Source organism: Micromonospora kangleipakensis, from assembly GCF_004217615.1.
GTDB classification, from domain to species: Bacteria; Actinomycetota; Actinomycetes; order Mycobacteriales; family Micromonosporaceae; genus Micromonospora; species Micromonospora kangleipakensis.
Genome location: NZ_SHLD01000001.1, coordinates 6964488 through 6989353, shown reverse-complemented (window position 1 = coordinate 6989353; position 24866 = coordinate 6964488). Strand labels below are relative to the sequence as shown.

The following is a 24866-nucleotide window of genomic DNA, read 5'->3' as shown; positions in this document are numbered from 1 at the left end:
GCTTGCGAGCCCCGCAGTCGCGAACGAAGAGCCGGCACCGATGAAGCTGGTCTCCGCCACGAACCTGGGCCTGGTCGGCCCCGGCGGCCCGGCGCCGGCCGACCCGGAGCGCCGCGACCCCGAGGAGCTGCGCGCGCTGGCCGAGACGGCCGGGCGGGAGCTGGAGGGCGCCCCGGCGCTGGAGATCGCCCGCTGGGCCGCCGAGACCTTCGGCGACCGGTTCTGCGTCACCAGCTCGATGGCGGACGGCGTGCTCGCGCACCTGGTCTCCCGGGTCGCGCCCGGGGTGGACGTGGTCTTCCTGGACACCGGGCTGCACTTCCCGGAGACGCTGCGGGTCCGCGACGAGGTGGCCCGGCGGCTGCCGGTGAACGTCCGCTCGATCCGCCCCCGGATGACCGTCGGGCAGCAGGACGGCCAGTACGGCCCCCGGCTGTTCAACAGGTCCCCGGACGACTGCTGCCAGCTGCGAAAGGTCGAGCCGCTGGAGCGGGCCCTGACGGAGTACGACGCCTGGGCCGCCGGGCTGCGCCGGGACGAGTCGCCGACCCGGGCGAACACGCCGGTGGTGACCTTCGACGCCCGGCGCGGCAAGGTCAAGGTGAACCCGATCGCGACCTGGACCCAGCGCGACGTGGACGCCTACGTCGCCCGCTACGACATCCCCGTCAACGAGCTGTTCAGCCGGGGCTACGGCTCGATCGGCTGCTGGCCCTGCACCCGCCGCACCAAGGCGGGGGAGGACCCGCGGGCGGGCCGGTGGGCCATGTTCGAGAAGACCGAGTGCGGCCTGCACGTGTGACCTCGGCGTTCGCCGGGGCGGTCGTCGGGGCCGCCCCGGTGGTCCTGGTCGCGCACGGCAGCCGCGATCCCCGCGCCGCCGGGGCGACCCGCGCGCTGGCCCGGGCCGTCGAGGCGGCCCGCCCCGGGACCACGGTGCTGCCGAGCTGGCTGGACCACACCGAGCCGGGGCCGACCGGCGTGCTGCGCGACCTCGCCGCCGCGGGTCATCCTCGGGCGGTGCTGGTCCCGCTGCTGCTGACCGCCGCGTACCACCGGAAGGTCGACATCCCGGCGGCGGTCGCCGCGGCGCGGGAGTCGGGGCCGCCGATGGACGTCCGGATCACCGACGTGCTGGGGCCGGCGGACGGGATGGTGGACGGTGCGCTCCTGGCCGGGCTGCGGCGACGGCTCGCCGAGGCCGCGGCCGGACCCGTCGACGCCCTGGTGCTGGCCGCGGCGGGCACCCGGGACCCCCGGGCGCGCGGCTCGGTGGGGCGGGTGGCGACGGCCCTCGGGGCGGAGCTCGGCGTGCCCTGCCGGGTGTCGTACGCCTCGGCGGCGCCCCCGGCGGCCGGCGTCGCGGTGGCGAAGCTGCGCGCGGCGGGTGCCCGGCGGGTCGCGGTGGCCGCCTACTTCCTGGCTCCCGGCCTGTTCCATGACAGGGTGCTGGCGGCGGCCCGGGACGCCGGCGCGACGGCGGTGGCCGCCCCGCTCACCGACGCCCCCGACCTCGCGGACCTGGTCCTCCGTCGCGTCGACGCCGCGCGGCCGCGATGAGCTCCCACGGCCCGGTCCACGGCGTTCCCGGCAGCGCCCCCGGACAGCGCAACGCCCCGGCGGGTGACCCTGCCGGGGCGTACAGCTGTGCGGTGTGGTCAGGCGGAGTGAGCGCGCAGCACCCGGAGACCGCCGCGGCGCTTGACCGCACGGCGCTCCTCTTCGCTCATCCCGCCCCAGACGCCGGCATCCTGACCGGACTCGAGCGCCCACTTCAGGCACTCGTCGGTCACGGAGCAGCGCCGGCAGACGGCCTTGGCCTGCTCGACCTGCAGGAGAGCCGGACCGGACGTCCCGATCGGGAAGAACAGCTCCGGGTCCTCGTCGCGGCAGACAGCATGGTGACGCCAGTCCATGGCGGCAACACTCCTCATTCTGGATGGGTGGCAGATATCGCTTCGTGCTTTTCCTATATGCATCCGCAATGCCGATTGGTGACGGTCAGCGTCCATCAATTCGGCGCTGCGTGAGCAGGCTGCGGGCCCCTGGACCTGCTGGAACAGCTCAACCTGCCGAGCATATCCAGGCAATGTCCCGGTAACACAAGTTCGCTTGTGAATACTTTCACGAACTGTCGCGATGTCAAGGGCGACGCTCGGAAAAACTCCGAGCAGTGAGCGAGCTCACCGCCCTTTTGTCCGGGTTTCAGAGCGCTCTGGTTACCCGGTGTACCACAGTCGAGAATCAATATAGTACAGTCCGCGTGACATTGCTGACATTTCCGGCACCTACCCCTCGGGTGTGGCGGCCACCGCCAGGATGCGGTGGGTGACCGCGTCAACCGACGGGAGTACCCGAGACCTAGCAGATTACTCTCAGTGCGGCCGGAACGGATGTGAATCTAACTTTCTCCCGCTCGCCAAGGTAGTCCCCGTCGAGTTGAAATGCCTGCGGACGGGCCGAGAGCAGGGTGAACTCCGACACGTCGTGCAGTTGGAGCACCTGACGCCCACGCGGACCCGGATTCCGGGAGAAGGACTGGGTCACCGTCCGTGCCGTACTGGCGACCCGGAGCTGACGCATCGCCAGCACGTCGAGGCCGAGGTCGAACGAGGCCTCCGGGTTCGGGTTGATCTCCCGCTCGCCCAGGTACGTCCACGGCGCGGTGTTCTGGATGATGACCGTCGCCAACTCGCCCTCGGCCTGCTCGCCCGGGCGTTCCAGGCTGATCGCCGGATGCCGCCGGTCCGAGCCGAAGAAGTACTGCCCGACGGTCGACCGCAGGTAGAGCCCGGGCGTGGAGACCCGTCCCTTCCGCCGGGCTTTCTCGACCCGGTGGATCACCGCGGCGTCGACGCCGAAGCCGGCGCAGAAGGTGAAGTACCGGTCGTCCGCCCGGCCCAGGCCGATCGTCCGGGAGCGGCCCAGGCGCAGCCCCTCCAGGATCATGCTGGTCCCCTCCGGCCACTCCCGGGGCAGCCCCAGCGCCCGGGCGAAGACGTTCGTCGAGCCGCCGGGGACGGTGGCCAGGGCGGGCAGCCGCTCCGCCGGCGTGTCGCCGGTCCGGAACGTCGGCGGCTCGGCCGCCATCAGGCCGTTCACCACCTCGTTCACCGTGCCGTCGCCACCCAGCGTGACCACCAGGTCGACGCCCTCCTCGGCGGCCCCCCGGGCCAGATCCATGGCGTGGCCCCGTCGGCGGGTGTACCGCACCGACAGGTCGACTTCGCTGCGCAGCGCCCGGACCAGGACGTCCCGGCTGCGTTCGCTGGTGGTGGTGGCCTTCGGATTGACCACCAGGACGGCCCGCATGGGCGGCACTGTACCGCGCCTACCCACGGGTATCGTGTCGCGCGTGACCATCGACTCCGAGCCGATTCCCGACACCCTCCGTTGGGCGGTACGCCTGCTGCGCGCCGAGGCGGTGGCGCTCGGCCTGGTCGCGGTCTGGCTGCTCTGGTCCGACCTCACCGCCACCACGAGCGACCTCACCACGGCACTGCTGGTCACCGCGTTCGCGATCGCCGGCGCGGCGGCGCTCTGGGCCCTCGGCGGCGCGTTGGCCCGCCGGAAGAGCGGCGCCCGGGCCCCGGCCATCGTGCTCCAGCTCATGCTGCTGCCGATCGGCTGGTACATGATCCAGGGCGGGCTGGGCTGGCTGGGCCTGCCGCTGATGGCCCTCGGGCTCGGCGTCACCGGCCTGCTGGTCAGTCCGCCGACCAACCGGGCACTCGGCTTCGAGTGACCCGCGGGGCGTGCTGAGGCGCCCGGGCGCGGTGGGTCAGTAGCCGGAGGCGCGGCGGGTGAGCAGCGAAATGGTGGCCCGCCCGTCGGCCGCCTTAGCGGCCGCCGACGTGGTCAGCGCGGTGAGCACCTTCCAGGCGAAGGACGACTCGGACGGGAGGGTGGCGCCCCGGACGGTCGGCACGGTCACCTCGACGGTGAGCGCGTCGTCGGTCACCGCGAAGCGGCACTCCAGCTCGGCGTTCCGGGTGGCGATGGCGAGCAGCATGGCGCACGCCTCGTCGACGGCGATGCGCAGGTCCTCGATCTCGTCGAGGGCGAACTGGAGGCGGGCCGCGAGACCCGCCGTGGCGGTGCGGAGCACGCCGAGATAACCGCCGTCGGCGGGCACGGTGAGGTGCACCACGTCGTCGTCGGTCGTCGGCTGGCCGGTCAGTTGAGTCACGCCTCATCCCCCCGGTGCGGGACTCTACCCGGTCAGGTCTGCGGATGCGGGGGCACGGCCGTCGCCTGCGCGGCGAGGCCGTGCAGCGCCGGGCCGGTGAGCCGGTACGGCACCCACTCGTCCATCGGCGTCGCCCCGATGGCGGCGTAGAAGCCGGCCGCCGGATTCCAGTTGATCATCCACCAGTCGAGCCGCCGGTAGCCCCGCTCGACGCAGAGCGCGGCGAGGGTGGCCAGCAGCAGCCGGCCCGCCCCGCTGCCCCGGGCGGCCGGGCGGACGTACAGGTCCTCCAGGTAGATGCCGTGCACGCCTTCCCAGGTGGAGAAGTTCAGGAACCACAGCGCGAAGCCGAGCGGTTCGTCGCGGGCGTCCACCGCGACGTGCCCGAAGAGCGCCGGGGCCGGCCCGAACAGGGCGGCGGTCAACTGCTCGGCGGTCAGGTGGCACTGCTCGGGGGCGCGCTCGTACTCGGCGAGTTCGTGCACCATCGCGACGACGGCCGGCACGTCCTCGGGACGCGCCGGCCGGATCGTCGGTGCCTGGGCAGCCAGGGTCACGCCTTCTTGGTCTCCCAGAAGATCTTGGAGATCTCGTCGATCTTCTGCAGCAGCTCGTCGGCCTTGGCCGGGTCCACGCTGCCCTTGGCGCCGCCGCCGCCGGCGATCTTGGTGGCCTCGTTGAAGAGTTGGTGCAGGTTCGGGTACTTCTCGAAGTGGGCCGGCTTGAAGTAGTCGGTCCACAGCACCCACAGGTGGTGCTTGACCAGCTCGGCGCGCTGTTCCTTGATGATGATGGCCCGGGTGCGGAACTCCGGGTCGGTGTTCGCCTGGTACTTCTCGCAGATCATTTTGACCGACTCGGCCTCGATCCGGGCCTGCGCCGGGTCGTACACGCCGCACGGCAGGTCGCAGTGCGCGCTGGCGGTCACACGGGGCGAAAGGATGCGAGGAAGGCGCATCAGGGTCCTCCATGGGATGTTTGCGATGATCCAACCCGACATTACTCCTGGACATGCTCCCCGGCGGGCGGGAGGTGAAACCCGATGGGCGCCACAGGCGACTCCGCCGCGCCCGAGCTGCGCGGCCCGTTGGTGACCGTCCTGGTCACCGGACCCTCCATGGTCCCGACGCTGCGCCACGGCGACTCGGTGCTGGTACGCACGGGCGGTCGGGCCGTCCGTCCGGGCGACGTGGTGGTCGCGGTCTTCCGCAGCCGCCCCGACCTGCTGGTCGTGAAGCGGGCGGTCCGCCCGCAGGACGGCGGTTGGTGGCTACGCGGCGACAACGACCTGGTCGCCGACGACTCCCGGGCGTACGGGGTGGCCGACGTCCGGGGCCGGGTGCTGGTCCGGTACTGGCCCCGGCCTGGTCGGATGCGCCGCCGACGGATATGACCCCGCTCACATCGGCGCTACGCGTGCGCCACTATGCTCGGAAAGTGCCCGGGTGACCCCCGCACCGCCCGCCCCGCTCGCCGCTGACCTCGCGTCCGAGCCGGCCGGTCCGTCTGCTCGACAGATCCTGGAGTCACCAATGTCTTCGTCCACCGTGGACCCCGCTGATCCCGTCTTCCGGCTGCACGTCGGCGGCAAGATGGCCGTCGCCTCGACCGTCCCGCTCACCAGCCGGGAGGACCTCTCCCTCGCGTACACCCCCGGGGTGGCCCGGGTGTGCGAGGCGATCGCCGCCGATCCTGCCCTCGCCGACGACTACACCTGGGTGTCGCACACCGTCGCCGTGGTCACCGACGGCTCCGCCGTACTCGGCCTGGGCAACATCGGCCCCCGCGCGGCGCTGCCGGTGATGGAGGGCAAGGCGGTGCTGTTCAAGCAGTTCGCCGGCGTGGACGCGGTGCCGATCTGCCTGGACACCCAGGACGTGGACGAGATCGTGGCCGCGGTGAAGGCCCTCGCGCCGTCGTTCGGCGGGATCAACCTGGAGGACATCAGCGCCCCCCGCTGCTTCGAGGTGGAACGCCGACTGGACGAGGCGCTGCCGATCCCGGTCTTCCACGACGACCAGCACGGCACCGCGATCGTGGTGCTGGCCGCGCTGCGCAACGCGGCCACCCTGCTCAACCGCAAGCTCGGTGACCTGCGGGTGGCGGTCAGCGGCGCCGGCGCGGCCGGGGTGGCGGTGACCAAGATGCTGGTCGCCGGGGGAGTTAACCCGGACCAGGTGGTGGTCTGCGACTCCAAGGGGATCATCGGCCGGCACCGGGAGCTGACGGGGACCAAGGCGGAGCTGGCGGAGACCACCAACGCCGAGGGCCGGCAGGGCGACATCACCGAGGCGCTGCGCGGCGCGGACGTCCTGATCGGCGTCTCCGGCGGGCAGATCCCCGAGTCGGCGGTGGCCGGGATGGCGCCCGGGGGCATCGTCTTCGCGCTGGCCAACCCCACCCCCGAGGTGCACCCCGAGGTGGCCGCCCGGCACGTCGCGGTGGTCGCCACCGGCCGCAGCGACTACCCCAACCAGATCAACAACGTGCTCGCCTTTCCCGGCGTGTTCCGGGGTGCGCTGGACGCCCGGGCCACCCGGATCACCGAGGGGATGAAGGTGGCCGCCGCCGACGCGATCGCCGGCGTGGTCGCCGAGTCGCTGACCGCCGAGGCGATCGTGCCCTCCCCGCTGGACCCGCGGGTCGCCCCCGCGGTCGCCGAGGCGGTGGCCGAGGCCGCCCGCCGCGACGGCGTCGCCCGCCGCTGACCGGCACCGCCCGGAAGCACGGGGCCCTTCTTATCGCGTTTTGATGGGAAGGGCCCCTTCTTAACGGGCGCTCAGCTTGTTACCGTGCCGATCATGCGTGCCGCCTATGCCTCGAGCTTCGACGCCGACAACCCGCTCGCCGCGCTCAGCGTCGGCGACCGCCCCGAGCCGGTCCACCCGCAGGAGGACTGGGTCACCGTGCAGGTGCGGGCCAGCTCGCTCAACCACCACGACCTCTGGTCGCTGCGCGGGGTGGGGCTCGGCCCGGACCAGCTGCCGATGATCCTCGGCTGCGACGCGGTCGGCACCGACCCGGACGGCAACGAGGTGGTCATCTACCCGGTCGTGCCCACCCCGGGCGACCCGCGCGGGATCTCCATCCTCTCCGAGCACTTCCCCGGCACCTTCGCCGAGCGGGTGGCCGTACCCCGGATGAACCTGCTGCCGCTGCCCACCGGCCTGGCGGCGACCGACGCGGCGTGCCTGCCCACGGCCTGGCTGACCGCGTGGCGGATGCTCACCACCAAGGGCCGGGTCGACGAGGGCGAGTCGGTGCTGGTCCAGGGGGCCGGCGGCGGCGTGGCCACCGCGGCCGTCGCGCTCGGCGTCGCGCTCGGCAAGCGGGTGTACGCCACCAGCCGGGACGCCGCCAAGCGGGAGCGGATCACCGAACTGGGGGCGACCGCGGTGGAACCCGGCACCCGGCTGCCCGAGCGGGTCGACGTGGTGATCGAGACGGTCGGCGCGGCGACCTTCGACCACTCCCTCAAGTCGGCCGCGCCGATGGCCCGGATCGTCGTCTCCGGCGCCACCGCCGGGCACGAGCCCAAGGTCAACCTGCGCCGGGTCTTCGCCATGCAGCTGGAGATCCTGGGCACCTCGATGGGCACCCCGGCCGAGCTGACCGAGCTGCTCGCGTTCTGCGCCGAGAACGAGGTCCGCCCGGTGGTCGACAGCGTGGTGCCGTTCAACCGGATCGAGGACGCCTTCGCCCGCCTCGCCTCCGGCGACGTCTTCGGCAAGGTCGTCATCGACCACACCGCCTGACCCGCCGGTGCCCTCGGCGGCCGGTCAGAGGTGGTCGTCGAGGGTGGCCAGGTCGCCGCGGGTGGCGTCGGCGGGGAGGCGGTCCTTGGCCTTCGCGTCGCCGTAGAGGGTCCAGCGGAGGAACTCGACGGTGGTGTCGGAGACCACCCGCAGCGCCTTGCCGTCGGTGAGCAGGGCCCGGCCGTGGTCGCCGTTCGGCAGGCTGAGCATGGCCTTCGGCCAGGGCACCGCGTCGTAGACCGCCTTGCCGGCGGCGTAGTTCACCACCTCGTCGGCCTCGCCGTGCACGAAGAGCTGCGGCGCGGCGGCGCCGGCGAAGGCGGTGCCGACCCCGAGCGCCGTACCGGCGAAGACGATGCCGGCGTCCAGCCGCTCGTCCCGGCCGGCGGTGAAGAGCCCGATCGTGGTCACCCCGCCCGCGCTGTGCCCGGCCGCGGCCACCCGCTCGGCGTCCAGCCGGCCGCGCAGCGGATCACCGGCCTTCGCGTCGAGGGCGAGCACCTGGGTCAGCGCGTACGACACGTCGGCCGGCTGGTTGAGCACGTCGAGCACGTTGCCGTCGCCGCCCGTTCCGGTGTGCGGGAACCGCGGCGCGGCGACCACGAAGCCCGCCGCCGCCCAGCGGCTCAGCAGCAGCTGGTAGTCCTCCGGGCGGGCGCCCAGGCCGTGGCTGAACATCACCACCGGGAACCGGCCGGTCGCCGCCGGCGCCGAGCGCTCCGGCGTGCCGCCGGCCGCGCCCCGGGCCGGGTACCAGAGGGTCACCGGCAGGGACCGGTCGCCGTCGCGGTTCAACTTCAGCTGCCGTACGCCCACCGCGAAGGCCTGGGTGGGGGCGTGCCCGGCGGGTACCCGGGGCGTGGGGGCGGTCGCCTTCGGCGGCGGGGTCGGGGCGCTGCGCACGGTCGGCGCGGCACCGCCCGAGCAGCCGGCCAGGCCCACGGTGAGCAGGGCGGCGGCGACCAGGGTGGAGGTACGGCGACGGGACATGAAGACGATTGTGCCTCGCGGCGCCGGGCCGCCGGTCCGACATCGAACGGAGCGTGACCGGATCGCCCCGGGGCGCTAGTGGGGAAGGGAGCGGGTGGTGAGGGCGGTGATGGTGGGGTGGTGGGCGTCGGTGGGGAGGCGGTGCAGGGCGGTCGGGTCGTCGTAGAGGGTCCAGCGGAGGAAGTCGGTGGTGGTGGCGAGGACCTGGGCGAAGCCGGGGTGGCCGGGGGAGAGGTATTCGCCGTGGCCCTGGCCGGGCAGGCTGAGGAAGGCCGCCGGGCCGGTCGTGCGGGCGTACGCGGCGCGGCCGACCGACTCGGGGACGATCGGGTCGGCACCGCCGTGCACGAAGAGCAGGGGTGCCGGCGGGCCGGCGAAGCTGCCGGCCAGGCCCCCGCCGGCGAGCACGATGCCGGAGCGCAGCCGCGCCGAGTGGCCGGAGGTGAACATGCCGGCCGTGGTGAAGCCGCCCGCCGAATGACCGGCCGCGGCGATCCGCTCGACCGCCAGGTGCCCGGCGAGCGGGTCGCCCCGACGGGCGTCGAGGCGCACCAGGCGGCCGATCAGCCGCCACCCGTCGGCGGGCTGGTTGCGCACGTCGGCCCGGGTGAAGTCGGCCGCCCGCAGGTTCGTGCGCGGGTAGGTGGGGGCGGCCACCACGAAGCCGGCGGCGGCCCACCGGGTGGTCAGCGGGGCGTGCAGCTCGGGGAGGCTGCGCAGCCCGTGGCTGTAGACGACGACCGGGAAGCGTCCCGCCGCGACCGGCGCGTCAGCCACCGGCGTGGCGACCCGGACGTCCGACGGGGCCGGGTCGGGGGCGGCGGGGTACCAGATGGTGAGCGGGAGCGGTCGCGGGCCGTCCGGGTCGAGGGTCAGCTGCCGTACCCCGACGGGCCAGCTGCGGGCCGGGGCGTGCCGGGCCGGTGGCGCGGTCCCGCTGGTCGCGGCGGTGGCCGGGCCGCAGCCGGCCAGCAGCGCCGTCATCAGCACGGCCATCCACCGCTGCGCCCCCACCCCCTCACGGTAGGCGGCCGAGCAGCCGGCCTGGCCCCGCCGTCCGTACCCGGTGCCGTCGCCACCCGGTCGGTCCGGTTCCGCCGGCCGGACCGTCCTGCCCGGCGCGCCCTGACGGGGACGGCAGGGGTTCGACGGGCTTCGCTAGGGTCACCGGCATGGCTGAGAACTACACCGACCCCAGCGGTAACACCGAGCAGTTCCGGGCCTTCGCCCACGCGCCCGAGTCGGCCGCGCCGGCCGCCGCCCCGTCCCGCCTGCCGCTGATCGTCGGCGGCGTGGTCGTGGTGTTGCTGGTCGCCGTCGTCGCCTGGCTGGCGCTGAGCTGACCGCGCCGGACGGGGAGGTCCCACCGCAGCGGCGCCGGATCCGCTGGGTGTCCGCCCTCGGCGGCCTGCTCGTCCTCCTGGTGGTCCCCGGCCGGACCGGCCGCGCCGGGGCGGTCGGTCGCGCCTGCGGCAGCGCCGCCGCACCGCCCGCAGCCGACGCCGTCCGACCCGACGTGCGGCGGCGGCTCAGTCGCGGGCGGCGACCACGGCCCGGGTCTCCCGGGCGATCTCCCGTTCCTCGTCGGTGCTGATGACGCAGACCGTCACCTCGGCCCCGTCCGGTGAGATCACCCGGTCGCCGCTGCCCTCGTTGCGCGCGGGGTCCACGGTGATGCCGAGCCGGTCCAGCCCGGCCAGCGTGGCGGCGCGGACCGGTGCGGCGTGCTCGCCCACGCCGGCGGTGAAGGTGATTGCGTCGACCCGCCCGAGCAGCGCGTAGTACCCGCCGACGTACCCGGTGATCCGCCGGCAATAGACGTCGAAGGCGAGCGCGGCGGCGGCGTCCCCGGCGTCCCGGCGGGCCAGCACCTCGCGCATGTCGTTGACCCCGGTCAGGCCGAGCAGGCCGCTGCGGTGGTTGAGCAGGTCGTCGATCTCGTCGACGGCCATCCCGCCCTCCCGGCGCAGGTGGAAGATCACCGTCGGGTCGAGGTCACCGCTGCGGGTGCCCATCACCAGGCCCTCCAGCGGTGACATCCCCATCGAGGTGGCCACGCTCCGTCCACCCTGGACCGCGCAGGCGCTGGCCCCGTTGCCCAGGTGCAGGGTGATGACGTTGACTTCCTCGTACGGCCGGTCGAGCAGCTCGGCGGTGTGCCGGGAGACGTACGCGTGCGAGGTCCCGTGGAAGCCGTACCGCCGGATGCCGCACCGCTGGGCGGTGTCCCGGTCGATGGCGTAGGTGGCGGCGGCCTCCGGCAGGGTGTGGTGGAACGCGGTGTCGAAGACGGCGACCTGCGGGACGTCCGGCAGCGACTCACGGGTCACCCGGATGCCGGCCAGGTTGGCGGGGTTGTGCAGCGGGGCGAGCGGGACGAGGTCCTCGATCGCGGCGATGACCGCGTCGTCGATCAGCACCGGCTCGCTGAACCGGCGTCCGCCGTGCACCACCCGGTGCCCGACCGCGGTCAGCCCGGTCAGGTCCAGCCGGTCGAGGATCTCCCGGACGGCGCTCTCGTGGTCGGCCGGCCCGCCACCCGGCTCGCCGACCCGCTCGACCGTGCCCTTGTCGGCCACGGACTCGCCGTCGTACAGCCGGAACTTCACTGACGAGGACCCACAGTTGAGGACGAGCACCCGGTCGGTCACGCGACCTCCTCCGACGACGCGGCGGCCTGGATGGCGGTGATGGCGACGGTGTTGACGATGTCCGGGACGGTGGCACCCCGGGACAGGTCGTTGACCGGCCGGCGCAGGCCCTGCATCACCGGGCCGACCGCCACCGCGCCGGCCGAGCGCTGCACCGCCTTGTACGTGTTGTTGCCGGTGTTCAGGTCCGGGAAGATGAAGACCGTGGCCCGCCCGGCCACCGGGCTGTCCGGCAGCTTCGTGGCCGCGACCTGCGGGTCGATCGCCGCGTCGTACTGGATCGGACCGTCCACCAGCAGCTCCGGCCGGCGCTCGTGGACCAGCTTGGTGGCCGCCGCGACCTTCTCCACGTCGGCACCGGCGCCCGAGCTGCCGGTCGAGTACGACAGCATCGCCACCCGGGGTTCGATGCCGAACCGGGCCGCGGTGTCGGCCGAGGAGATGGCGATGTCGGCGAGCTGGGCGGCGTCGGGGTCGCGGTTGACCGCGCAGTCGCCGTAGACCAGCACCCGGTCGGCGAGCAGCATGAAGAAGACGCTGGAGGCGACCGAGACGCCCGGCACGGTACGGATGATCTCGAAGGCCGGGCGGATGGTGGCGGCGGTGGTGTGGGTGGCCCCGGAGACCATGCCGTCGGCGTGGCCGGTCTGCACCATCATGGTGCCGAAGTAGTTGGGCTGCGCCACGATGTCGTGGGCCAGCTCGACGGTGACACCCCGGTGCGCGCGGAGCTTCGCGTACTCGACGGCGAACTCGTCCCGCCAGCCGCTGGCGACCGGGTCGACCACTTCGGCGTCGCCGATGTCGACACCCAGCTCCCGGGTGCGCCGGGCGATCTCGTCGGGGCGGCCGAGCAGGGTCAGGTGGGCGACGCCCCGGCGCAGCAGGATCTCCGCCGCGCGCAGGATCCGCTCCTCGGCGCCCTCCGGCAGCACCAGCCGGCGCGGGTTCGCCCGGGCCCGGTCGAGCAGGTCGTTCTCGAACATCAGCGGGGTGACCCGCTCGGAGCGGCTGACCCGCAGCCGGCGGGCCAGGTCGACGGTGTCCACGCAGCGCTCGAACGCGCCGAGCGCGGCCTCCACCTTGCGCGGGTTGTCGACGCTGGGACGGCCCTCGATCCGGCTGGACGCGGCGACCGTGTCGTAGCTGTCGCTGGGTACCGAGAGCACCGCGAGCCCGGTGTTCAGCCCCTCGACCAGCCGCATCGCCCGCGGGTCGGGCTGCTCGCCGAGGGTGAGCACCAGCCCGGCGAGCGAGACCTGACCGGCCACGTGCGCGGCGCTCGCCGCGACCAGCAGGTCGGCCCGGTCGCCCGGGGTGATCACCAGCGCGCCGTCGGTCAGGTGGTCGAGCAGGGTGGGCACGTGCGCGGCACCCACCACGTAGTCGAGCACGTCCCGGTCGAGCGCGGCGTCGTCGCCGGCCAGCAGGGTGGCGCCGAGGGCCGCCGCCACCTCGGCCACCGTCGGCGCCGACACGGTCGGCACCTCCGGGATCGCGTACGCGGGGACGGGCAGCTCGGGGAGCGTCATCGACCCGGGCACCCGGTTGGCGATCACCGCCAGCACCGTCGCGCCCAGGTCCTCCAGGTCGTGGTACGCCCCGCGGGCCGCCGCCGCGATCGCCGCCGGCTCCTGCCCGAAGCCGTCGACCACGGGCACCACCACGCTGCCGAACTCGGTGGCCAGCCGGGCGTTGAAGGCCAGCTCGCGCGGGCCGGCACCGTCCCCGTCGGCGAAGTCGCTGCCCACCACGACCAGCGCGGGGCAGCGCCGCTCGACGTCCCGGTAGCGGGCCACGATCCGGGCGATCAACTCCTCCCGCCGGCCGTCCGCGACCAGCGCCGTCGCCTCCGCGTACGTGCTGCCGGAGAGCTCGGTGACCGGGAGGTCCACCCGGTAGCGGTCGGTGAGCAGGGCGAGGATCGGGTCGGTGCCGGCGCCGGAGACCAGCGGCCGGAACGCGCCGATCCGTTCCACCTGCCGGGAGAGGAGCTCCGCGAGGCCGAGGGCGATGGTCGACTTCCCCCCGCCGGACCCCACGCTGGTCACATAGACGCTGCGGGCCACGAGGACCACGCTACAAGATCGCGGTGCCCCGCGCCCGGGTCCTTGTGCCCGGGCCGGCCGACCCGGTCGGTCAGGACGGGGCCGCCGCGGGCGTGGCGGCGGGGCCGGACGCTCCGCCGGCCGGCGGTCCCTCCGGGAGGTCGGCCGAGCGGAAGAGCGCGTCGCTCTTCGCCACCCACGCGGCGCCGAAGGCGAAGACGGCGACGGTCTCGCACCACAGCACCGGCTTGAGCGTGTGGCGTACGTCCGCGGGCAGCGTGGTGCTCGCCAGCGCGAGCCCGATCGCGGCCAGGATGAGCAGGCCGCAGGCGCGGTAGACGCGGTTCGCCGACCGCGACGGCGGCACGCCGGCCCGGTCCGGCCTGGTGAAGAGGAACAGGCAGAAGACGGCGAGGAGCAGGAAGAGGGCCGCGGCGGCGACCTGGTGCACCACCCCGACGGTCCGGTCGGTGCCGCTCGTGGTGCCGGCCGGTGCGCCGACCGTGGTGGGGAAGAGGGCCACCGCGATCGCCAGTGCCCCGGCGACGGTGCTCAGCGCGTCGTCCGGCCAGCGGTACCGGTAACTGATGAGGAACACCCCGATCGCGCAGAGCGCGCCGACGAAGATGTCCCGCATCCCGGTGTGGTAGTAGCCGCTGAGCGAGTCGAGGAGGGTCAGCCGCCGGGTGACGACGAGGTGACCGACCACCAGCACGATCGGCAGCGCGATGCCGACGGCTCCGATGCCGAGGCGCAGGCGGCGGACGGTCACCGCGTCCTGCGGCGGCTTGCGGGTCTCGGGGTTCACTTCCGCCTCCCTGTCGTCCGGCGGCGTGTGCTCCGGCGGTCCTCGTCGGAACCGGGACGCTGCCCTCCCAGTGGACGCCGACGGGGGCTCCCGCGTCAAACGGTCACTCATCGTCCTCGTCGTCGAGGCGGGCGAGCCAGGTCGCGAAGCGCTCGATCGGGGTCTCGAACTCCGGGTTCAGGTCGACAAAGTCGCGCAGGCGCTCGCCCAGCCACTCCAGGCTGACCTGCTCGTCGCCTCGGCGCTCGACCAGTTCCTCGATGCCGCGGTCGGTGAAGTACATCGGTGTGTCCTTTCGGGAACGGGGCCGCCACGCGACCGGGGCAGCGGCCGTCGTACGGCTCGCTGCCCCGGTGCTGGCGGTGCGGTCAGGTCACGGGCGGGGGAGGGCCGCCTCGATCAGCGCCTTCTGCTCGACATCGTGCATCTTCGCCGAGCCGACCGACGGGGCGGCGGCGGCGGGGCGGGAGATGCGGCGCAGCCGGACGTCGGTCAGGTGCTCCAGCAGGTTGAGCGCGACGAACGACCAGGCGCCCTGGTTGGCCGGCTCCTCCTGGACCCAGGCGAAGTCCTCGGCGTTCGGGTACTGCGCCAGGGCGGCCCGGATCTCCTCGACGGGCAGCGGGTAGAGCTGCTCCATCCGGATGATCGCGGTGTCGGTGACGCCCCGCTCGGCGCGGGCCTGGAACAGGTCGTAGTAGACCTTGCCCGAGCAGAGCAGCACCCGCTTCACCTGCTCCGGCGCCGGGGCGGCGGTGTCGGCCAGCACCGGCTGGAAGGTGCCGGTCGTGAAGTCCTCCACCGGGGAGACGCAGAGCTTGTGCCGCAGCAGCGACTTCGGCGTGAAGACCACCAGCGGCTTGCGCTTCGACGACAGGGCCTGACGGCGCAGCAGGTGGAAGTAGTTCGCCGGGGTGGTCGGGATGGCCACCCGCATGTTGTCCTCGGCGCAGAGCTGGAGGAACCGCTCCGGGCGGCCGGAGGTGTGGTCCGGGCCCTGGCCCTCGTGGCCGTGCGGCAGCAGCAGGGTGACCGCGGAGCGCTGGCCCCACTTCACCTCGCCGGAGGAGATGAACTCGTCAATGACCGACTGGGCGCCGTTGGCGAAGTCGCCGAACTGGGCCTCCCAGCAGACCAGCGCGTTGACGTTCTCCACCGAGTAGCCGTACTCGAAGCCCATCGCGGCGTACTCGGAGAGCAGCGAGTCGTGCGCGAAGAACCGGGACCGCTCGCCGTCGCCGGTGAGCGACTTCAGCGGCAGGTAGTCGTCGCCGGTCTTGGCGTCGACCACCGAGGCGTGCCGCTGGACGAAGGTGCCGCGGCGGGAGTCCTGCCCGGCGAGCCGGACGGTGACCCCGTCGTGCAGCAGCGCGCCGAACGCGATGATCTCGCCGTAGCCCCAGTCGATGTTGCCCTCGACGGACATCTTCGCCCGCCGGTCCAGCAGCTGCTGGATCCGCTTGTGCGGGGTGAAGCCCTCCGGCAGGTTGACGTGCGCCTCGCCGATGGCCTTGACCACGGCGGCGTCGGTCGCCGTCTCCACGAGCGGCTCCGGCTCATCCTGGCGGGGCGGCCGGCTGAGCTGGCGCGGGGTGGTGGCGGCGTCGCGGGTGGCCTTGAAGACCCGCTCCAGCTGCGACTGATAGTCGCGCAGCAGCTCCTCCGCGTCCTCCACGGTGATGTCACCCCGCCCGATCAGCTCCTCGGTGTAGAGCTTCCGCACCGAGCGCTTCGAGTCGATGATCTTGTACATCTGCGGGTTGGACATCGACGGGTCGTCGCCCTCGTTGTGCCCGCGCCGGCGGTAGCAGACCATGTCGATCACGACGTCCTTGTTGAACGCCTGCCGGTACTCGAAGGCCAGCCGGGCGACCCGGACCACGGCCTCGGGGTCGTCGCCGTTGACGTGGAAGATCGGCGCCTGGATCATCCGGGCCACGTCGGTGCTGTAGAGGCTGGACCGGCTGTACTCCGGGGCGGTGGTGAAGCCGACCTGGTTGTTGTGCACCACGTGCACGGTGCCGCCGGTGCGGTAGCCGCGCAGCTGGGAGAGGTTGAGCGTCTCGGCGACCACGCCCTGGCCGGCGAAGGCGGCGTCACCGTGCACCGCCAGCGGCAGCACGGTGTAGCCCTCCAGCTTGAGGTCGATCCGGTCCTGCTTGGCCCGGACGATGCCCTCCAGCACCGGGTCGACGGCCTCCAGGTGCGACGGGTTCGCCACCAGCGAGACCTTGACCGCGTGGTCGCCGTCCGGGGTGGTGAACTTGCCGTTCTGGCCGAGGTGGTACTTCACGTCGCCGGAGCCCTGCGTCGAGCGCGGGTCCAGGTGCCCCTCGAACTCGGAGAAGATCTTCTCGTACGGCTTGCCGACGATGTTGGCGAGCACGTTGAGCCGGCCGCGGTGGGCCATGCCGATGACGACCTCGTCGAGCCCGCCCTCGGCGGAGCACTCCAGGATCTCGCCGAGCAGCGGGATCAGCGACTCGCCGCCCTCCAGCGAGAACCGCTTCTGCCCGACGTACTTGGTCTGCAGGAAGGTCTCGAACGCCTCGGCGGCGTTGAGCCGGTTGAGCACGTGCTTCTGCTCGTCCGGGTCGGGCTTCTCGTACTTGCGCTCGATCCGCTCCTGGATCCAGCGCCGCTCCTCCGGGTCCTGGATGTGCATGTACTCGATGCCGACGCGGCGGCAGTACGAGTCGCGCAGCACGCCGAGGATCTCGCGCAGCTTCATCCGCTGCTTGCCGGCGAAGCCGTTGACCGGGAAGACCCGGTCCAGGTCCCACAGGGTCAGCCCGTGCTGGAGGACGTCCAGGTCGGGGTGCTTGCGGATCTTGAACTCGAGCGGGTCGGTGTCGGCCATCAGGTGACCGCGCACCCGGTACGCGTGGATCAGCTCGTGCACCCGCGCGGTCTTGTTGATCTGACCCTCGGAGTCGACGGCGACGTCGCGCACCCAGCGCACCGGCTCGTAGGGGATGCGCAGCGAGGTGAAGATCTGGTCGTAGTAGCCCCGCTCGCCGAGCAGCAGCTCGTGCATCACCTTGAGGAACTCGCCGGACTGCGCGCCCTGGATGATCCGGTGGTCGTACGTGCTGGTCAGCGTGATGATCTTGCTGACCGCCAACTCGGCCAGGGTGGCCTCGCTCATGCCCTGGTACGGCGCCGGGTACTCCATCGCGCCGACGCCGATGATGGCGCTCTGGCCCTGCATCAGCCGCGGGATCGAGTGCACCGTGCCGATGCCGCCCGGGTTGGTCAGCGAGATCGTGGTGCCGGCGTAGTCCTCCATGGTCAGTTCGTTGCGGCGGGCGCGCCGGACCACGTCCTCGTACGCCTGCCAGAACTGCCGGAAGTCCATCTGCTCGCAGCCCTTGATGGACGGGACCACCAGGTTGCGGGAGCCGTCGGGCTTGGTCAGGTCGATCGCGATGCCCAGGTTGACGTGCTCCGGGCGGACCATCGCCGGCTTGCCGTCGGCCTCGGCGAAGGAGTTGTTCATCTCCGGGTGCTCGACCAGCGCCCGGACCAGCGCGTACCCGATCAGGTGGGTGAAGCTGACCTTGCCACCGCGCCCGCGGGCGAGGTGGTTGTTGATCACGATGCGGTTGTCGACCAGCAGCTTGGCCGGGACCGCGCGCACGCTGGTCGCGGTCGGCACGGCCAGCGAGGCGTCCATGTTCTGGACGATCTTGGCGGCCACGCCGCGCAGCGGGGTGGTGCCGGCGGCGCTGACCGTCGGCGCCTTGGCGGCCGGCTTGGCCGGGGCGGCCTTCGCGGCCGGCTTGGCGGCGGGCTTCTCGGCCGGCTTGGCCGGGGCGGGAGCCGCCTTCGCGGCCGGCTTCGCGGGGGCCGGCTGCTGGGTGACGGTGGCGACCGCCTCCTGCTGCTCGGCCGGCTCCGGCGCGGCGGCCGGCTTGGCCTGGCCGTCGGCCGGACGCGGGGTGGCGGCGCCGGGCGCGGGTCGGTAGTCGGCGAAGAAGTCGTGCCAGGCCGGGTCGACGCTCGAGGGATCGGCGAGGTAGCGCTGGTACATCTCCTCGACGATCCATTCATTCGGGCCGAAGCCCGCCAGTGGGTTCTCCTGCGAAGTCTGCTGGGTCGACACGGCCGGTAATCGCCTCTTTCACGCGGGTTCGTAATGTCACGCGGTGTCCGCCCGTGCCGGAATAGCGGCCCACGGAAGACGGGTCCCAGGCTACGCCGTACGAATGCCGCCGGCATTCTCGCCTCCGGCTGGTGGCCCGTTTCACAGAAGATGCCAGAAGTTCGGCAGACGCTGCGTGTCCTGTCGGCTCCTGCTAGAAGCCGAACGGCCCCCGGTCGGTGAGCTCTCGTCACCGCCCGGGGGCCGTCGCCGTCGTACGGGTCAGGCGATGTCCCGCCGGCGCATGATCATGGTGCCGATGGCGCCGGTCACCACCGCGTACCCGATGAGCACCGCGGCGCCCACCCACTGCGGCGGGTTGCCCGGCAGTTCGGTGCCGCTGATCATCAGCGTCGACGCGGTGGACGGGACGATCACCGCCAGCTTGCTGATCCAGTCCCACTCCAGCCACTGCTGGAGCAGGAAGAAGACCAGGTTCGCCGCGGTCGTGCCGACCAGGTACAGCACCACGGCCGTGATGGTCGCGCCGATCTGGCTGCGGATCAGCACGCCGAAGCCGACCCCGAAGATCCCCCAGAGCACGTACGCGAGCAGGTTGAGCAGGATCGCCCGGGTCACGTCCGACGACCCGAAGTGCGGGTCCCAACCCTGGACGCCGAAGTAGATCAGCGTCGCCGGGATGGTCAGCAGGGTGGTGACCAGCCAGAAGAGCGCGCCGAACAGCGCGGCCGTGACCAGCTTCGCGGCGACCACCATGGTCCGCCGCGGGGTGGTGAGGAAGGTCGTCGTCGCGGTCTGGTGGTAGAACTCGTTGGTCACCACGATGATGCCGAGCAGCAGCACGAAGAGCAGCCCGAAGTACTGCCCCGAGGTGAAGAGGTTGGCCGCCTGGTAGACCTCGTTGGCGGTGGCCCGGATCTGCTCGGCCTGCTCCGCCGGCACCCCCTCCAGGTCCTGCCCGCCGGAGAGGTTGATGTCGGCGTTCACCGCGTTCACCAGGAACGCCAGCACCAGGGTGACCAGCGCGCCGATGCCGAAGAGCCACCAGGTGTTGGTGGTACGGATCTTGAGCAGCTCGGATCGGACCAGGTTCATCGGATGTCCGCCTTTCCGGCCGTCAGTTCGAGGAAGACCCCTTCGAGGTCGGGGCGTTCGGTGGTCAGCTCGTGCAGCTCCACCTTGGCGGCCAGGGCGATCCGGCCCACGGTGGGCGCGTCCACCCCGGCGACCAGCAGCGCGCCGTGCTCGTCGGTCTCCACCGTGGCGGCCTGCTCGCGCAGCGCCGTGGTCAGCTCGTCCGCCTGCGGGGTGCGGACCCGCACCCGGGCGCCGTGCGCCATCGAGCCGATCACCTGGTCCACCGGCCCCTGCCGGATCAGCCGGCCGGCCGCGATGATCACCACGTCGTCGGCGAGCAGCTGCATCTCCGACAGCAGGTGGCTGGAGACCAGCACCGTCCGGCCCTGGGTGGCCAGCCCCTTGAGGAAGCCGCGCATCCACCGGATGCCCTCCGGGTCGAGGCCGTTCGCCGGCTCGTCCAGGATCAGCACCTGCGGGTCGCCGAGCATCGCGGCCGCGATGCCGAGCCGCTGCTTCATGCCCAGCGAGTAGCCCTTGAACTTGCGCTTCGCGGCCGGGGTGAGCCCGACCAGGGCGAGCGCCTCGTCGGCCCGCCCGCGGGGCAGTCCCGCCGCCGCGCAGATCACCCGCAGGTGGTTGATCCCGGTGCGGCCCTTGTGCGCGCTGGAGGCCTCCAGCACCGCGCCCACCGAGCGCAGCGGGTCGGTCAGGTCGGCGTACCGCCGGCCGCCGATGGTCGCCGTGCCGGCCGTCGGGGCGACCAGGTTCAGCAGCATGCGCAGGGTGGTCGTCTTGCCGGCGCCGTTCGGGCCGAGGAAGCCGGTCACCCGCCCCGGTTCGACGGTGAAAGACAGGTCGTCGACCGCCCGGACGTTCTTGTACTGCTTGGTCAGTCCGGACACCACGATCTGGCCGGTCCCGGCGCTGGGGCTCCACTGCCCGTCGGACATCGTTCTCCTCTCCTGCCACGACGCGCGGGCGCGCCGGTGGGACGCCGTCGCGGAGGGCGCCGGGCCCAGCCTGGCAAGGCGGCGCAAGCGGGTCAATCAGGCGCTGTCCGTAGGCATGTCTCCCTCCTGGGCAGGAGGCGATCATCCCCAGGGAGGAGGCGTCAGGCCGGCGGCAGCGCGATCCAGGTCGCCCGGGCGTGGCCGAGCAGGCCGCCGTCCGGGCCGTAGAGACTCGAGTGCACCTCCGCCTTGCGCCCCTCGGCGCCGACCATCGCCCCGGTCACCACGCACTCGTCGCCCGGCGCGGGCAGCGCGTCGACCACCGCGGCGATCCGGCCGAGCACGTACGGGCGGCCCGGCGCGATCACCGCCCAGCCGCCGGGGCAGTCCAGCGCGGCCCAGACCGTCGCCGGCACCACCTGCTCCGGCGCGCGGAACGGCGCCGCGGTCCGCCCGTCCGGCAGCCGGCCGGGGAAGATCCGCAGCCCGTCCGGGTTCGCCGGCCCGCAGACGTAGCAGCCGGGGAACGGGTGGTCCACCAGGCCGGGGTACGTCCGGGCCGCGGCCGCCGCGGTCGCCGGGTCCACCGGGGGCACCACTGCCGGGAACGGCTCGACCCGGCGTACCTGCGCGACGACCTGGCCGTCCGGGTCGCGGATCTCGCCGTCGACCGCGACGAGCGGGGTCTCCAGCGGCGGCGGTCGGCGCAGCGTGACCTCCACCGGGCCGCGGTCGTCGAGCGCCGCCGCGAAGACCCCTGCGCTCCAGCCGCCGTTGCCGGAGCCGGGCGGGCCGTTGAAGCGCGACTCGATGATCATGTACGTCCTCCGGGCTGGTCCGGGCTCCGGCCGCGTCGCCGGGCTCCGCCCCGGCAGCCTCGCACGCCGCCTCCGGCCCCGCCGCACCGGTCGACGCCCGCCCGCCGCGCCGCCCGGCGGCGGTCCCCGCAGGTGAAGGGGGGACCCGGGCGCCGGTTGGCGTTCACCGGATCGACACCCCGCACCCCCGCAGCCGGCAACCCGAGGCCCTTACACAGATACCCATGGCCGTTCTGCACGCTGCTGGCGCACCCCTCACGACCAGCGGATACACCCTGCTGATCGCCGACGACCCCACCCTGGTCGCGGCCGCGCAACGTCTGCGCCACCAGGTGTTCGCCACCGAACTCGGGGCGACCCTCCATCCGGGCGCCGCCGGACTGGACACGGACGAGTTCGACGCCCACTGCGACCACCTGGTCGTGTTGCGGGAGAGCACCGGCGAGGTGGTCGGGACCTACCGGCTGCTGCCGCCCGGTCGCACCGACCGCCGGTACGCCGAGGGCGAGTTCGACCTCTCCGCGCTCGACCCGCTCCGCGACGACCTGGTCGAGGCCGGCCGGTCCTGCGTACACCCGGACCACCGGTCCGGCGCGGTGATCAACCTGATGTGGGCCGGCATCACCCGGTACCTGCACCTGCGCGGGTCGCGCTGGCTCGGCGGCTGCGCCTCGGTGCCGGTGGCCGACGGCGGGACGGCCGCCGCCGAGGTGTGGGCCCAGGTCAGCGCCCGGCACCTGGCGCCGCCGCCGCTGCGGGTCCGCCCGCTGCGCCCGTGGTCCGCCGAGGCGCCGATCGTGGTCGACCCGGCGAGCCTGCCGCCGGCCGAGCGTCGCGCCCTGGTCCCGCCGCTGCTGCGCGGGTACCTCCGGCTCGGCGCCTGGGTCTGCGGCGAGCCGGCGTACGACCCGGACTTCGGGGTCGCCGACTTCTACGTGCTCTTCTCGCTGGACCGGATGAACCCCCGCTACCTGCGCCACTTCCTCGGCGGGGAGCAGCGGTGACCGCCGACGACCTCTGGCGGCCCGCCTCCGGCTGCGGGCCGGACTGCCTGCCGGCCGCGGCCGATCCGGCCGTGCCGCCCCTGCGTCGGGCGGGCCGCCTGGTGGGCGTACTCGGCATGCTCGTGCTCGGGGTCGGTCTGGCCGGCCTGCTCCCGGTGCTGCCCGGCCGGGAGCGCGACGCCGCGGTGCGCGGCTGGGCCCGGTGGACGTTGCGGGCCCTCGGCATCCGGCTGGTGGTCCGGGGCCGGCTGCCGCGCCGGCGGGCCCTGCTGGTCGCCAACCACGTCTCCTGGCTGGACGTGCTGGCGGTGCTGGCCGTGGCGCCAGCGCGGATGCTGGCGAAGCGGGAGGTACGGGCCTGGCCGATGGTGGGTCAGCTCGCCGCCGCGGCCGGCACGGTCTTCGTGGACCGGGCGCGTCCCCGTGAGCTGCCGGCCACGGTGGGCCGGGTCGCGGCCGCGCTGCGCGCCGGTCACCGGGTCGCGGTCTTCCCCGAGGGGACCACCTGGTGCGGCGAGGCGGCCGACTGCCGGCCGGGCCGGGGGTTCCGGCCGGCCATGTTCCAGGCGGCGATCGACGCCGGGGTGCCGGTGGTGCCGCTGCGGATCGGCTACCGGTGTGCCGCGACCGGCCCGGCGACGACGGCGGCGGCCTTCCTCGGCGACGAGACCCTCTGGGAATCGGTACGCCGGGTGCTGGCGGCCCGCGACCTGACCCTGTCGGTGGCGGTGACCGCGACGCTGTACCCGGCCGTGGCCGCGGACCGTCGGCTGCTGGCCCGGGCCGCCGAGTCGGCGGTGCACCTGGTCCCCGCGGCCCGGCGCCCCGCCCCGCCCGTGCCCGTGGGGGAGCTGGACCTGGCGGCCTGACAGATCCCCGACCCGCGGCAGTCTTGATACGTCGCGATGTATCGCGTTAGTATCTCCTCGTCGCTCGACGTGCCGCCGGCACGTCACCGAGGGGAGGACACGATGGCCAGCTGGACGGTCGACAGCCCACAGCGGATCACCCTGGACGAGCCGGTCACCCGGCTCGACGTACGCCTGATCACCGGCCGGCTGAACGTGGTCGGCACCGACGGACCGGCCCGCGTCGACGTCACCCGGGTCAGCCGGCGGCCGGTCGTCGTGGAGCACCGGGACGGCCGGCTGCACGTCGGCCACGAGCGGATCCCGCGCTGGCCGGGGATCCTCTGGTGGCTCGGCCAGCTCGGCCGCCGGTTCCGGGCGGAGGTCTCCATCGCCGTACCGGCCGACGTGCTGGCCGACCTGCGCCTGATCGACGGTTCGCTGGTCGCCTCCGGCCTGCGCCGGGAGACCCAGGTGGACGTCACCTCCGGGCAGATCACCCTGATGGGGCTCCGCGGCCGGACCGCCGCGAAGATCATCTCCGGTCCGGTGGAGGCGCTCGGGGTGGCCGGCGACCTGACCCTGGAGACCGTCTCCGGCGAGGTGATCCTCGCCGACAGCGCGGCCGGGAGGGTGCACGCGAACACCGTCTCCGGGGCGATCACCTGCGACCTGGACAACCCCCGGCGCAGCGAGATCCGGCTCAGCACCATCTCCGGCAGCGTCACCGTCCGGGTCCGCGAGGACAGCGACCTCGCCGTCCACCTGCACACCACCTCCGGCCGGATCACCAGCGGCTTCCCCCAGGTACGCGGCGACGCCGGGCTCGGCGCGACCAAGGACAGCCACGGCGTCCTCGGCGCGGGCGAGGGTAAGCTCTGGGCCTCCGCGACGTCGGGCAGCATCGCGCTGCTGGCCCGGCCGGTCGAGGAGACGGACGAGGCCGACGAGGAGGAGCTGCCGTGACCGCCGTGTTCAGTCACGGGCGGCTCCGGCTCTACCTGCTCAAGCTCCTCGACGACGGCCCCCGGCACGGCTACGAGCTGATCCGGCTGCTGGAGGACCGCTTCCTCGGCCTGTACGCGCCGAGCGCCGGCACCATCTACCCCCGGCTGCAACGGCTGGAGGTCGAGGGCCTGGTGACCCACACCGCCGCCGGCGGCCGCAAGGTCTACGAGATCACCGACGCGGGCCGGTCGGAGCTGCGCCAGCGCGCCGGTGAGCTGGCCACCCTGGAATCGGACATCACCACCTCCGTCGAGGACCTCTCCGCCCTGGCCGGCGAGATCCAGACCGAGGTACGCGGCTCGGTGCGCGACCTCAAGCGCGAGCTGCGCGAGGCGACCCGGCAGACCCGGCAGAGCCGGGCGGCCCGCTGGGAGCCGCCGCCGGCCCGGCCCGCCGCCAACGGCGCCCCGCCGGCCGCCGAGTCGCCGCTGCTCGCCGAGTTCGACCAGCGGCTCGCCGCGTTCACCGTCGAGGTCGGCGCGCTGGTCCGGGCCGGCCGGCTCAGCGACAGCCAGCTGCGGACCGCGATCCGGGTGCTGGACGGGGCGCTGGACGGGCTGCGCCGGCTGCTGCGCTGACGGCGGTCCCCGGCCCGCCGGGGTCGGGGATCGG

General features: G+C 73.5%; 26 protein-coding genes. 11 read left to right on the top strand and 15 right to left on the bottom strand.

Translation table 11 applies throughout. The features are described 5' to 3' along the window. Positions 1 to 40: 40 nt before the first annotated feature. Positions 41 to 802: a phosphoadenylyl-sulfate reductase gene (locus tag EV384_RS33230; RefSeq protein WP_130339663.1), complete on the top strand. Its 762-nt coding sequence runs from the start codon at positions 41 to 43 to the stop codon at positions 800 to 802. Next, on the top strand, positions 784 to 1560 hold the full coding sequence (locus EV384_RS33225; protein ID WP_207232534.1) for a sirohydrochlorin chelatase: 777 nt from the start codon (positions 784 to 786) through the stop codon (positions 1558 to 1560). Before EV384_RS33230 ends, EV384_RS33225 begins: the two co-directional genes overlap by 19 nt. Before the next feature lie 98 nt (positions 1561 to 1658). On the opposite strand, the gene EV384_RS33220 is transcribed toward EV384_RS33225, so the two are convergent. Continuing rightward, positions 1659 to 1916 (bottom strand): WhiB family transcriptional regulator, encoded by a 258-nt coding sequence (locus tag EV384_RS33220; RefSeq protein WP_089012725.1) that lies wholly within the window; start codon positions 1914 to 1916, stop codon positions 1659 to 1661. 445 nt (positions 1917 to 2361) lie between these two features. Then, positions 2362 to 3312 (bottom strand): diacylglycerol/lipid kinase family protein, encoded by a 951-nt coding sequence (locus tag EV384_RS33215; protein WP_130339661.1) that lies wholly within the window; start codon positions 3310 to 3312, stop codon positions 2362 to 2364. A gap of 43 nt (positions 3313 to 3355) precedes the next feature. Here EV384_RS33215 and EV384_RS33210 point away from each other — a divergent pair, with 43 nt between their 5' ends. Continuing rightward, a complete protein-coding gene (locus EV384_RS33210) occupies positions 3356 to 3745 on the top strand; it encodes a hypothetical protein (protein WP_130339659.1) in 390 nt (129 codons plus the stop codon). Between the two features lie 36 nt (positions 3746 to 3781). Here EV384_RS33210 and EV384_RS33205 read toward each other — a convergent pair whose 3' ends face one another. The 3 genes from EV384_RS33205 to sodN form a co-directional block, all read right to left on the bottom strand. Next, complete coding sequence (locus EV384_RS33205) at positions 3782 to 4189, bottom strand: ATP-binding protein (protein ID WP_130339657.1); 408 nt, start codon at positions 4187 to 4189, stop codon at positions 3782 to 3784. 32 nt (positions 4190 to 4221) lie between these two features. After that, positions 4222 to 4677 carry a GNAT family N-acetyltransferase gene (locus EV384_RS33200; protein ID WP_130340957.1) on the bottom strand — a complete coding sequence of 152 codons (456 nt, stop codon included), beginning with the start codon at positions 4675 to 4677 and terminating at the stop codon, positions 4222 to 4224. A gap of 65 nt (positions 4678 to 4742) precedes the next feature. Next, the gene (gene sodN, locus EV384_RS33195; RefSeq protein WP_130339656.1) at positions 4743 to 5147 is read right to left on the bottom strand and encodes a superoxide dismutase, Ni; all 405 of its coding nucleotides are present in this window, start codon (positions 5145 to 5147) and stop codon (positions 4743 to 4745) included. An 84-nt stretch (positions 5148 to 5231) separates the two neighbouring features. On the opposite strand from sodN, the gene EV384_RS33190 reads away from it, so the two are divergent. The 3 genes from EV384_RS33190 to EV384_RS33180 all read left to right on the top strand — a co-directional run bounded on the left by EV384_RS33190 (position 5232) and on the right by EV384_RS33180 (position 7944). Further along, positions 5232 to 5582 (top strand): S24/S26 family peptidase, encoded by a 351-nt coding sequence (locus EV384_RS33190; protein ID WP_130339654.1) that lies wholly within the window; start codon positions 5232 to 5234, stop codon positions 5580 to 5582. 139 nt (positions 5583 to 5721) lie between these two features. After that, positions 5722 to 6897: an NAD(P)-dependent malic enzyme gene (locus EV384_RS33185; RefSeq protein ID WP_130339652.1), complete on the top strand. Its 1176-nt coding sequence runs from the start codon at positions 5722 to 5724 to the stop codon at positions 6895 to 6897. A gap of 84 nt (positions 6898 to 6981) precedes the next feature. Next, complete coding sequence (locus EV384_RS33180; protein ID WP_165440128.1) at positions 6982 to 7944, top strand: zinc-binding dehydrogenase; 963 nt, start codon at positions 6982 to 6984, stop codon at positions 7942 to 7944. A 24-nt stretch (positions 7945 to 7968) separates the two neighbouring features. Here the strand turns inward: EV384_RS33180 and EV384_RS33175 are convergent, their stop codons facing one another. Both EV384_RS33175 and EV384_RS33170 read right to left on the bottom strand, forming a co-directional pair. Then, a complete protein-coding gene (locus EV384_RS33175; RefSeq protein ID WP_130339648.1) occupies positions 7969 to 8934 on the bottom strand; it encodes an alpha/beta hydrolase family protein in 966 nt (321 codons plus the stop codon). 75 nt (positions 8935 to 9009) lie between these two features. Next, positions 9010 to 9948, bottom strand: a complete 939-nt coding sequence (locus tag EV384_RS33170; protein ID WP_130339646.1) for an alpha/beta hydrolase family protein — start codon at positions 9946 to 9948, stop codon at positions 9010 to 9012. Between the two features lie 158 nt (positions 9949 to 10106). Between EV384_RS33170 and EV384_RS35230 the strand changes: the two genes are divergently transcribed. Further along, positions 10107 to 10277, top strand: a complete 171-nt coding sequence (locus tag EV384_RS35230; RefSeq protein ID WP_165440127.1) for a hypothetical protein — start codon at positions 10107 to 10109, stop codon at positions 10275 to 10277. Between the two features lie 186 nt (positions 10278 to 10463). Here EV384_RS35230 and EV384_RS33165 read toward each other — a convergent pair whose 3' ends face one another. The 8 genes from EV384_RS33165 to EV384_RS33130 form a co-directional block, all read right to left on the bottom strand. Further along, positions 10464 to 11585 (bottom strand): acetate/propionate family kinase, encoded by a 1122-nt coding sequence (locus EV384_RS33165; protein ID WP_130339644.1) that lies wholly within the window; start codon positions 11583 to 11585, stop codon positions 10464 to 10466. Continuing rightward, positions 11582 to 13663, bottom strand: coding sequence for a phosphate acetyltransferase (gene pta, locus EV384_RS33160; RefSeq protein WP_130339642.1), 2082 nt, complete (start codon positions 13661 to 13663; stop codon positions 11582 to 11584). Before pta ends, EV384_RS33165 begins: the two co-directional genes overlap by 4 nt. Positions 13664 to 13724: 61 nt before the next feature. After that, the gene (locus tag EV384_RS33155; RefSeq protein ID WP_207232533.1) at positions 13725 to 14441 is read right to left on the bottom strand and encodes a DUF998 domain-containing protein; all 717 of its coding nucleotides are present in this window, start codon (positions 14439 to 14441) and stop codon (positions 13725 to 13727) included. Positions 14442 to 14544: 103 nt separating this feature from the next. Beyond that, on the bottom strand, positions 14545 to 14724 hold the full coding sequence (locus tag EV384_RS33150; RefSeq protein ID WP_089009804.1) for a DUF6104 family protein: 180 nt from the start codon (positions 14722 to 14724) through the stop codon (positions 14545 to 14547). 90 nt (positions 14725 to 14814) lie between these two features. Beyond that, the gene (locus EV384_RS33145; RefSeq protein WP_130339640.1) at positions 14815 to 18546 is read right to left on the bottom strand and encodes a multifunctional oxoglutarate decarboxylase/oxoglutarate dehydrogenase thiamine pyrophosphate-binding subunit/dihydrolipoyllysine-residue succinyltransferase subunit; all 3732 of its coding nucleotides are present in this window, start codon (positions 18544 to 18546) and stop codon (positions 14815 to 14817) included. Positions 18547 to 18807: 261 nt separating this feature from the next. Further along, the gene (locus EV384_RS33140) at positions 18808 to 19641 is read right to left on the bottom strand and encodes an ABC transporter permease (RefSeq protein ID WP_130339638.1); all 834 of its coding nucleotides are present in this window, start codon (positions 19639 to 19641) and stop codon (positions 18808 to 18810) included. Next, positions 19638 to 20576 (bottom strand): ABC transporter ATP-binding protein, encoded by a 939-nt coding sequence (locus tag EV384_RS33135; protein WP_130339636.1) that lies wholly within the window; start codon positions 20574 to 20576, stop codon positions 19638 to 19640. The genes EV384_RS33140 and EV384_RS33135 overlap by 4 nt, the downstream gene beginning before the upstream one ends. Before the next feature lie 161 nt (positions 20577 to 20737). After that, entirely contained in the window at positions 20738 to 21394 is a 657-nt protein-coding gene (locus EV384_RS33130) for a hypothetical protein (RefSeq protein ID WP_130339634.1), read from the bottom strand. A gap of 224 nt (positions 21395 to 21618) precedes the next feature. Between EV384_RS33130 and EV384_RS33125 the strand changes: the two genes are divergently transcribed. The 4 genes from EV384_RS33125 (at position 21619) to EV384_RS33110 (ending at position 24832) form a co-directional block, all read left to right on the top strand. Further along, entirely contained in the window at positions 21619 to 22398 is a 780-nt protein-coding gene (locus EV384_RS33125; RefSeq protein ID WP_130339632.1) for a GNAT family N-acetyltransferase, read from the top strand. Beyond that, positions 22395 to 23267: a lysophospholipid acyltransferase family protein gene (locus EV384_RS33120; protein WP_130339630.1), complete on the top strand. Its 873-nt coding sequence runs from the start codon at positions 22395 to 22397 to the stop codon at positions 23265 to 23267. Before EV384_RS33125 ends, EV384_RS33120 begins: the two co-directional genes overlap by 4 nt. A gap of 102 nt (positions 23268 to 23369) precedes the next feature. After that, entirely contained in the window at positions 23370 to 24212 is an 843-nt protein-coding gene (locus EV384_RS33115; RefSeq protein WP_130339628.1) for a DUF4097 family beta strand repeat-containing protein, read from the top strand. Beyond that, entirely contained in the window at positions 24209 to 24832 is a 624-nt protein-coding gene (locus tag EV384_RS33110) for a PadR family transcriptional regulator (RefSeq protein ID WP_130339626.1), read from the top strand. The genes EV384_RS33115 and EV384_RS33110 overlap by 4 nt, the downstream gene beginning before the upstream one ends. The last annotated feature ends 34 nt before the right edge of the window (positions 24833 to 24866 follow it).

Coding starts and splice junctions, on each gene's coding strand:
- EV384_RS35230 (WP_165440127.1), top strand. CDS start 10,107: ATGGCTGAGAACTACACCGACCCCAGCGGTAACACCGAGCAGTTCCGG.
- EV384_RS33200 (WP_130340957.1), bottom strand. CDS start 4,677: ATGGTGCACGAACTCGCCGAGTACGAGCGCGCCCCCGAGCAGTGCCAC.
- EV384_RS33125 (WP_130339632.1), top strand. CDS start 21,619: ATGGCCGTTCTGCACGCTGCTGGCGCACCCCTCACGACCAGCGGATAC.
- EV384_RS33150 (WP_089009804.1), bottom strand. CDS start 14,724: ATGTACTTCACCGACCGCGGCATCGAGGAACTGGTCGAGCGCCGAGGC.
- EV384_RS33190 (WP_130339654.1), top strand. CDS start 5,232: ATGGGCGCCACAGGCGACTCCGCCGCGCCCGAGCTGCGCGGCCCGTTG.
- EV384_RS33215 (WP_130339661.1), bottom strand. CDS start 3,312: ATGCGGGCCGTCCTGGTGGTCAATCCGAAGGCCACCACCACCAGCGAA.
- EV384_RS33115 (WP_130339628.1), top strand. CDS start 23,370: ATGGCCAGCTGGACGGTCGACAGCCCACAGCGGATCACCCTGGACGAG.
- EV384_RS33220 (WP_089012725.1), bottom strand. CDS start 1,916: ATGGACTGGCGTCACCATGCTGTCTGCCGCGACGAGGACCCGGAGCTG.
- EV384_RS33185 (WP_130339652.1), top strand. CDS start 5,722: ATGTCTTCGTCCACCGTGGACCCCGCTGATCCCGTCTTCCGGCTGCAC.
- EV384_RS33130 (WP_130339634.1), bottom strand. CDS start 21,394: ATGATCATCGAGTCGCGCTTCAACGGCCCGCCCGGCTCCGGCAACGGC.
- EV384_RS33175 (WP_130339648.1), bottom strand. CDS start 8,934: ATGTCCCGTCGCCGTACCTCCACCCTGGTCGCCGCCGCCCTGCTCACC.
- EV384_RS33135 (WP_130339636.1), bottom strand. CDS start 20,576: ATGTCCGACGGGCAGTGGAGCCCCAGCGCCGGGACCGGCCAGATCGTG.
- EV384_RS33140 (WP_130339638.1), bottom strand. CDS start 19,641: ATGAACCTGGTCCGATCCGAGCTGCTCAAGATCCGTACCACCAACACC.
- sodN (WP_130339656.1), bottom strand. CDS start 5,147: ATGCGCCTTCCTCGCATCCTTTCGCCCCGTGTGACCGCCAGCGCGCAC.
- EV384_RS33230 (WP_130339663.1), top strand. CDS start 41: ATGAAGCTGGTCTCCGCCACGAACCTGGGCCTGGTCGGCCCCGGCGGC.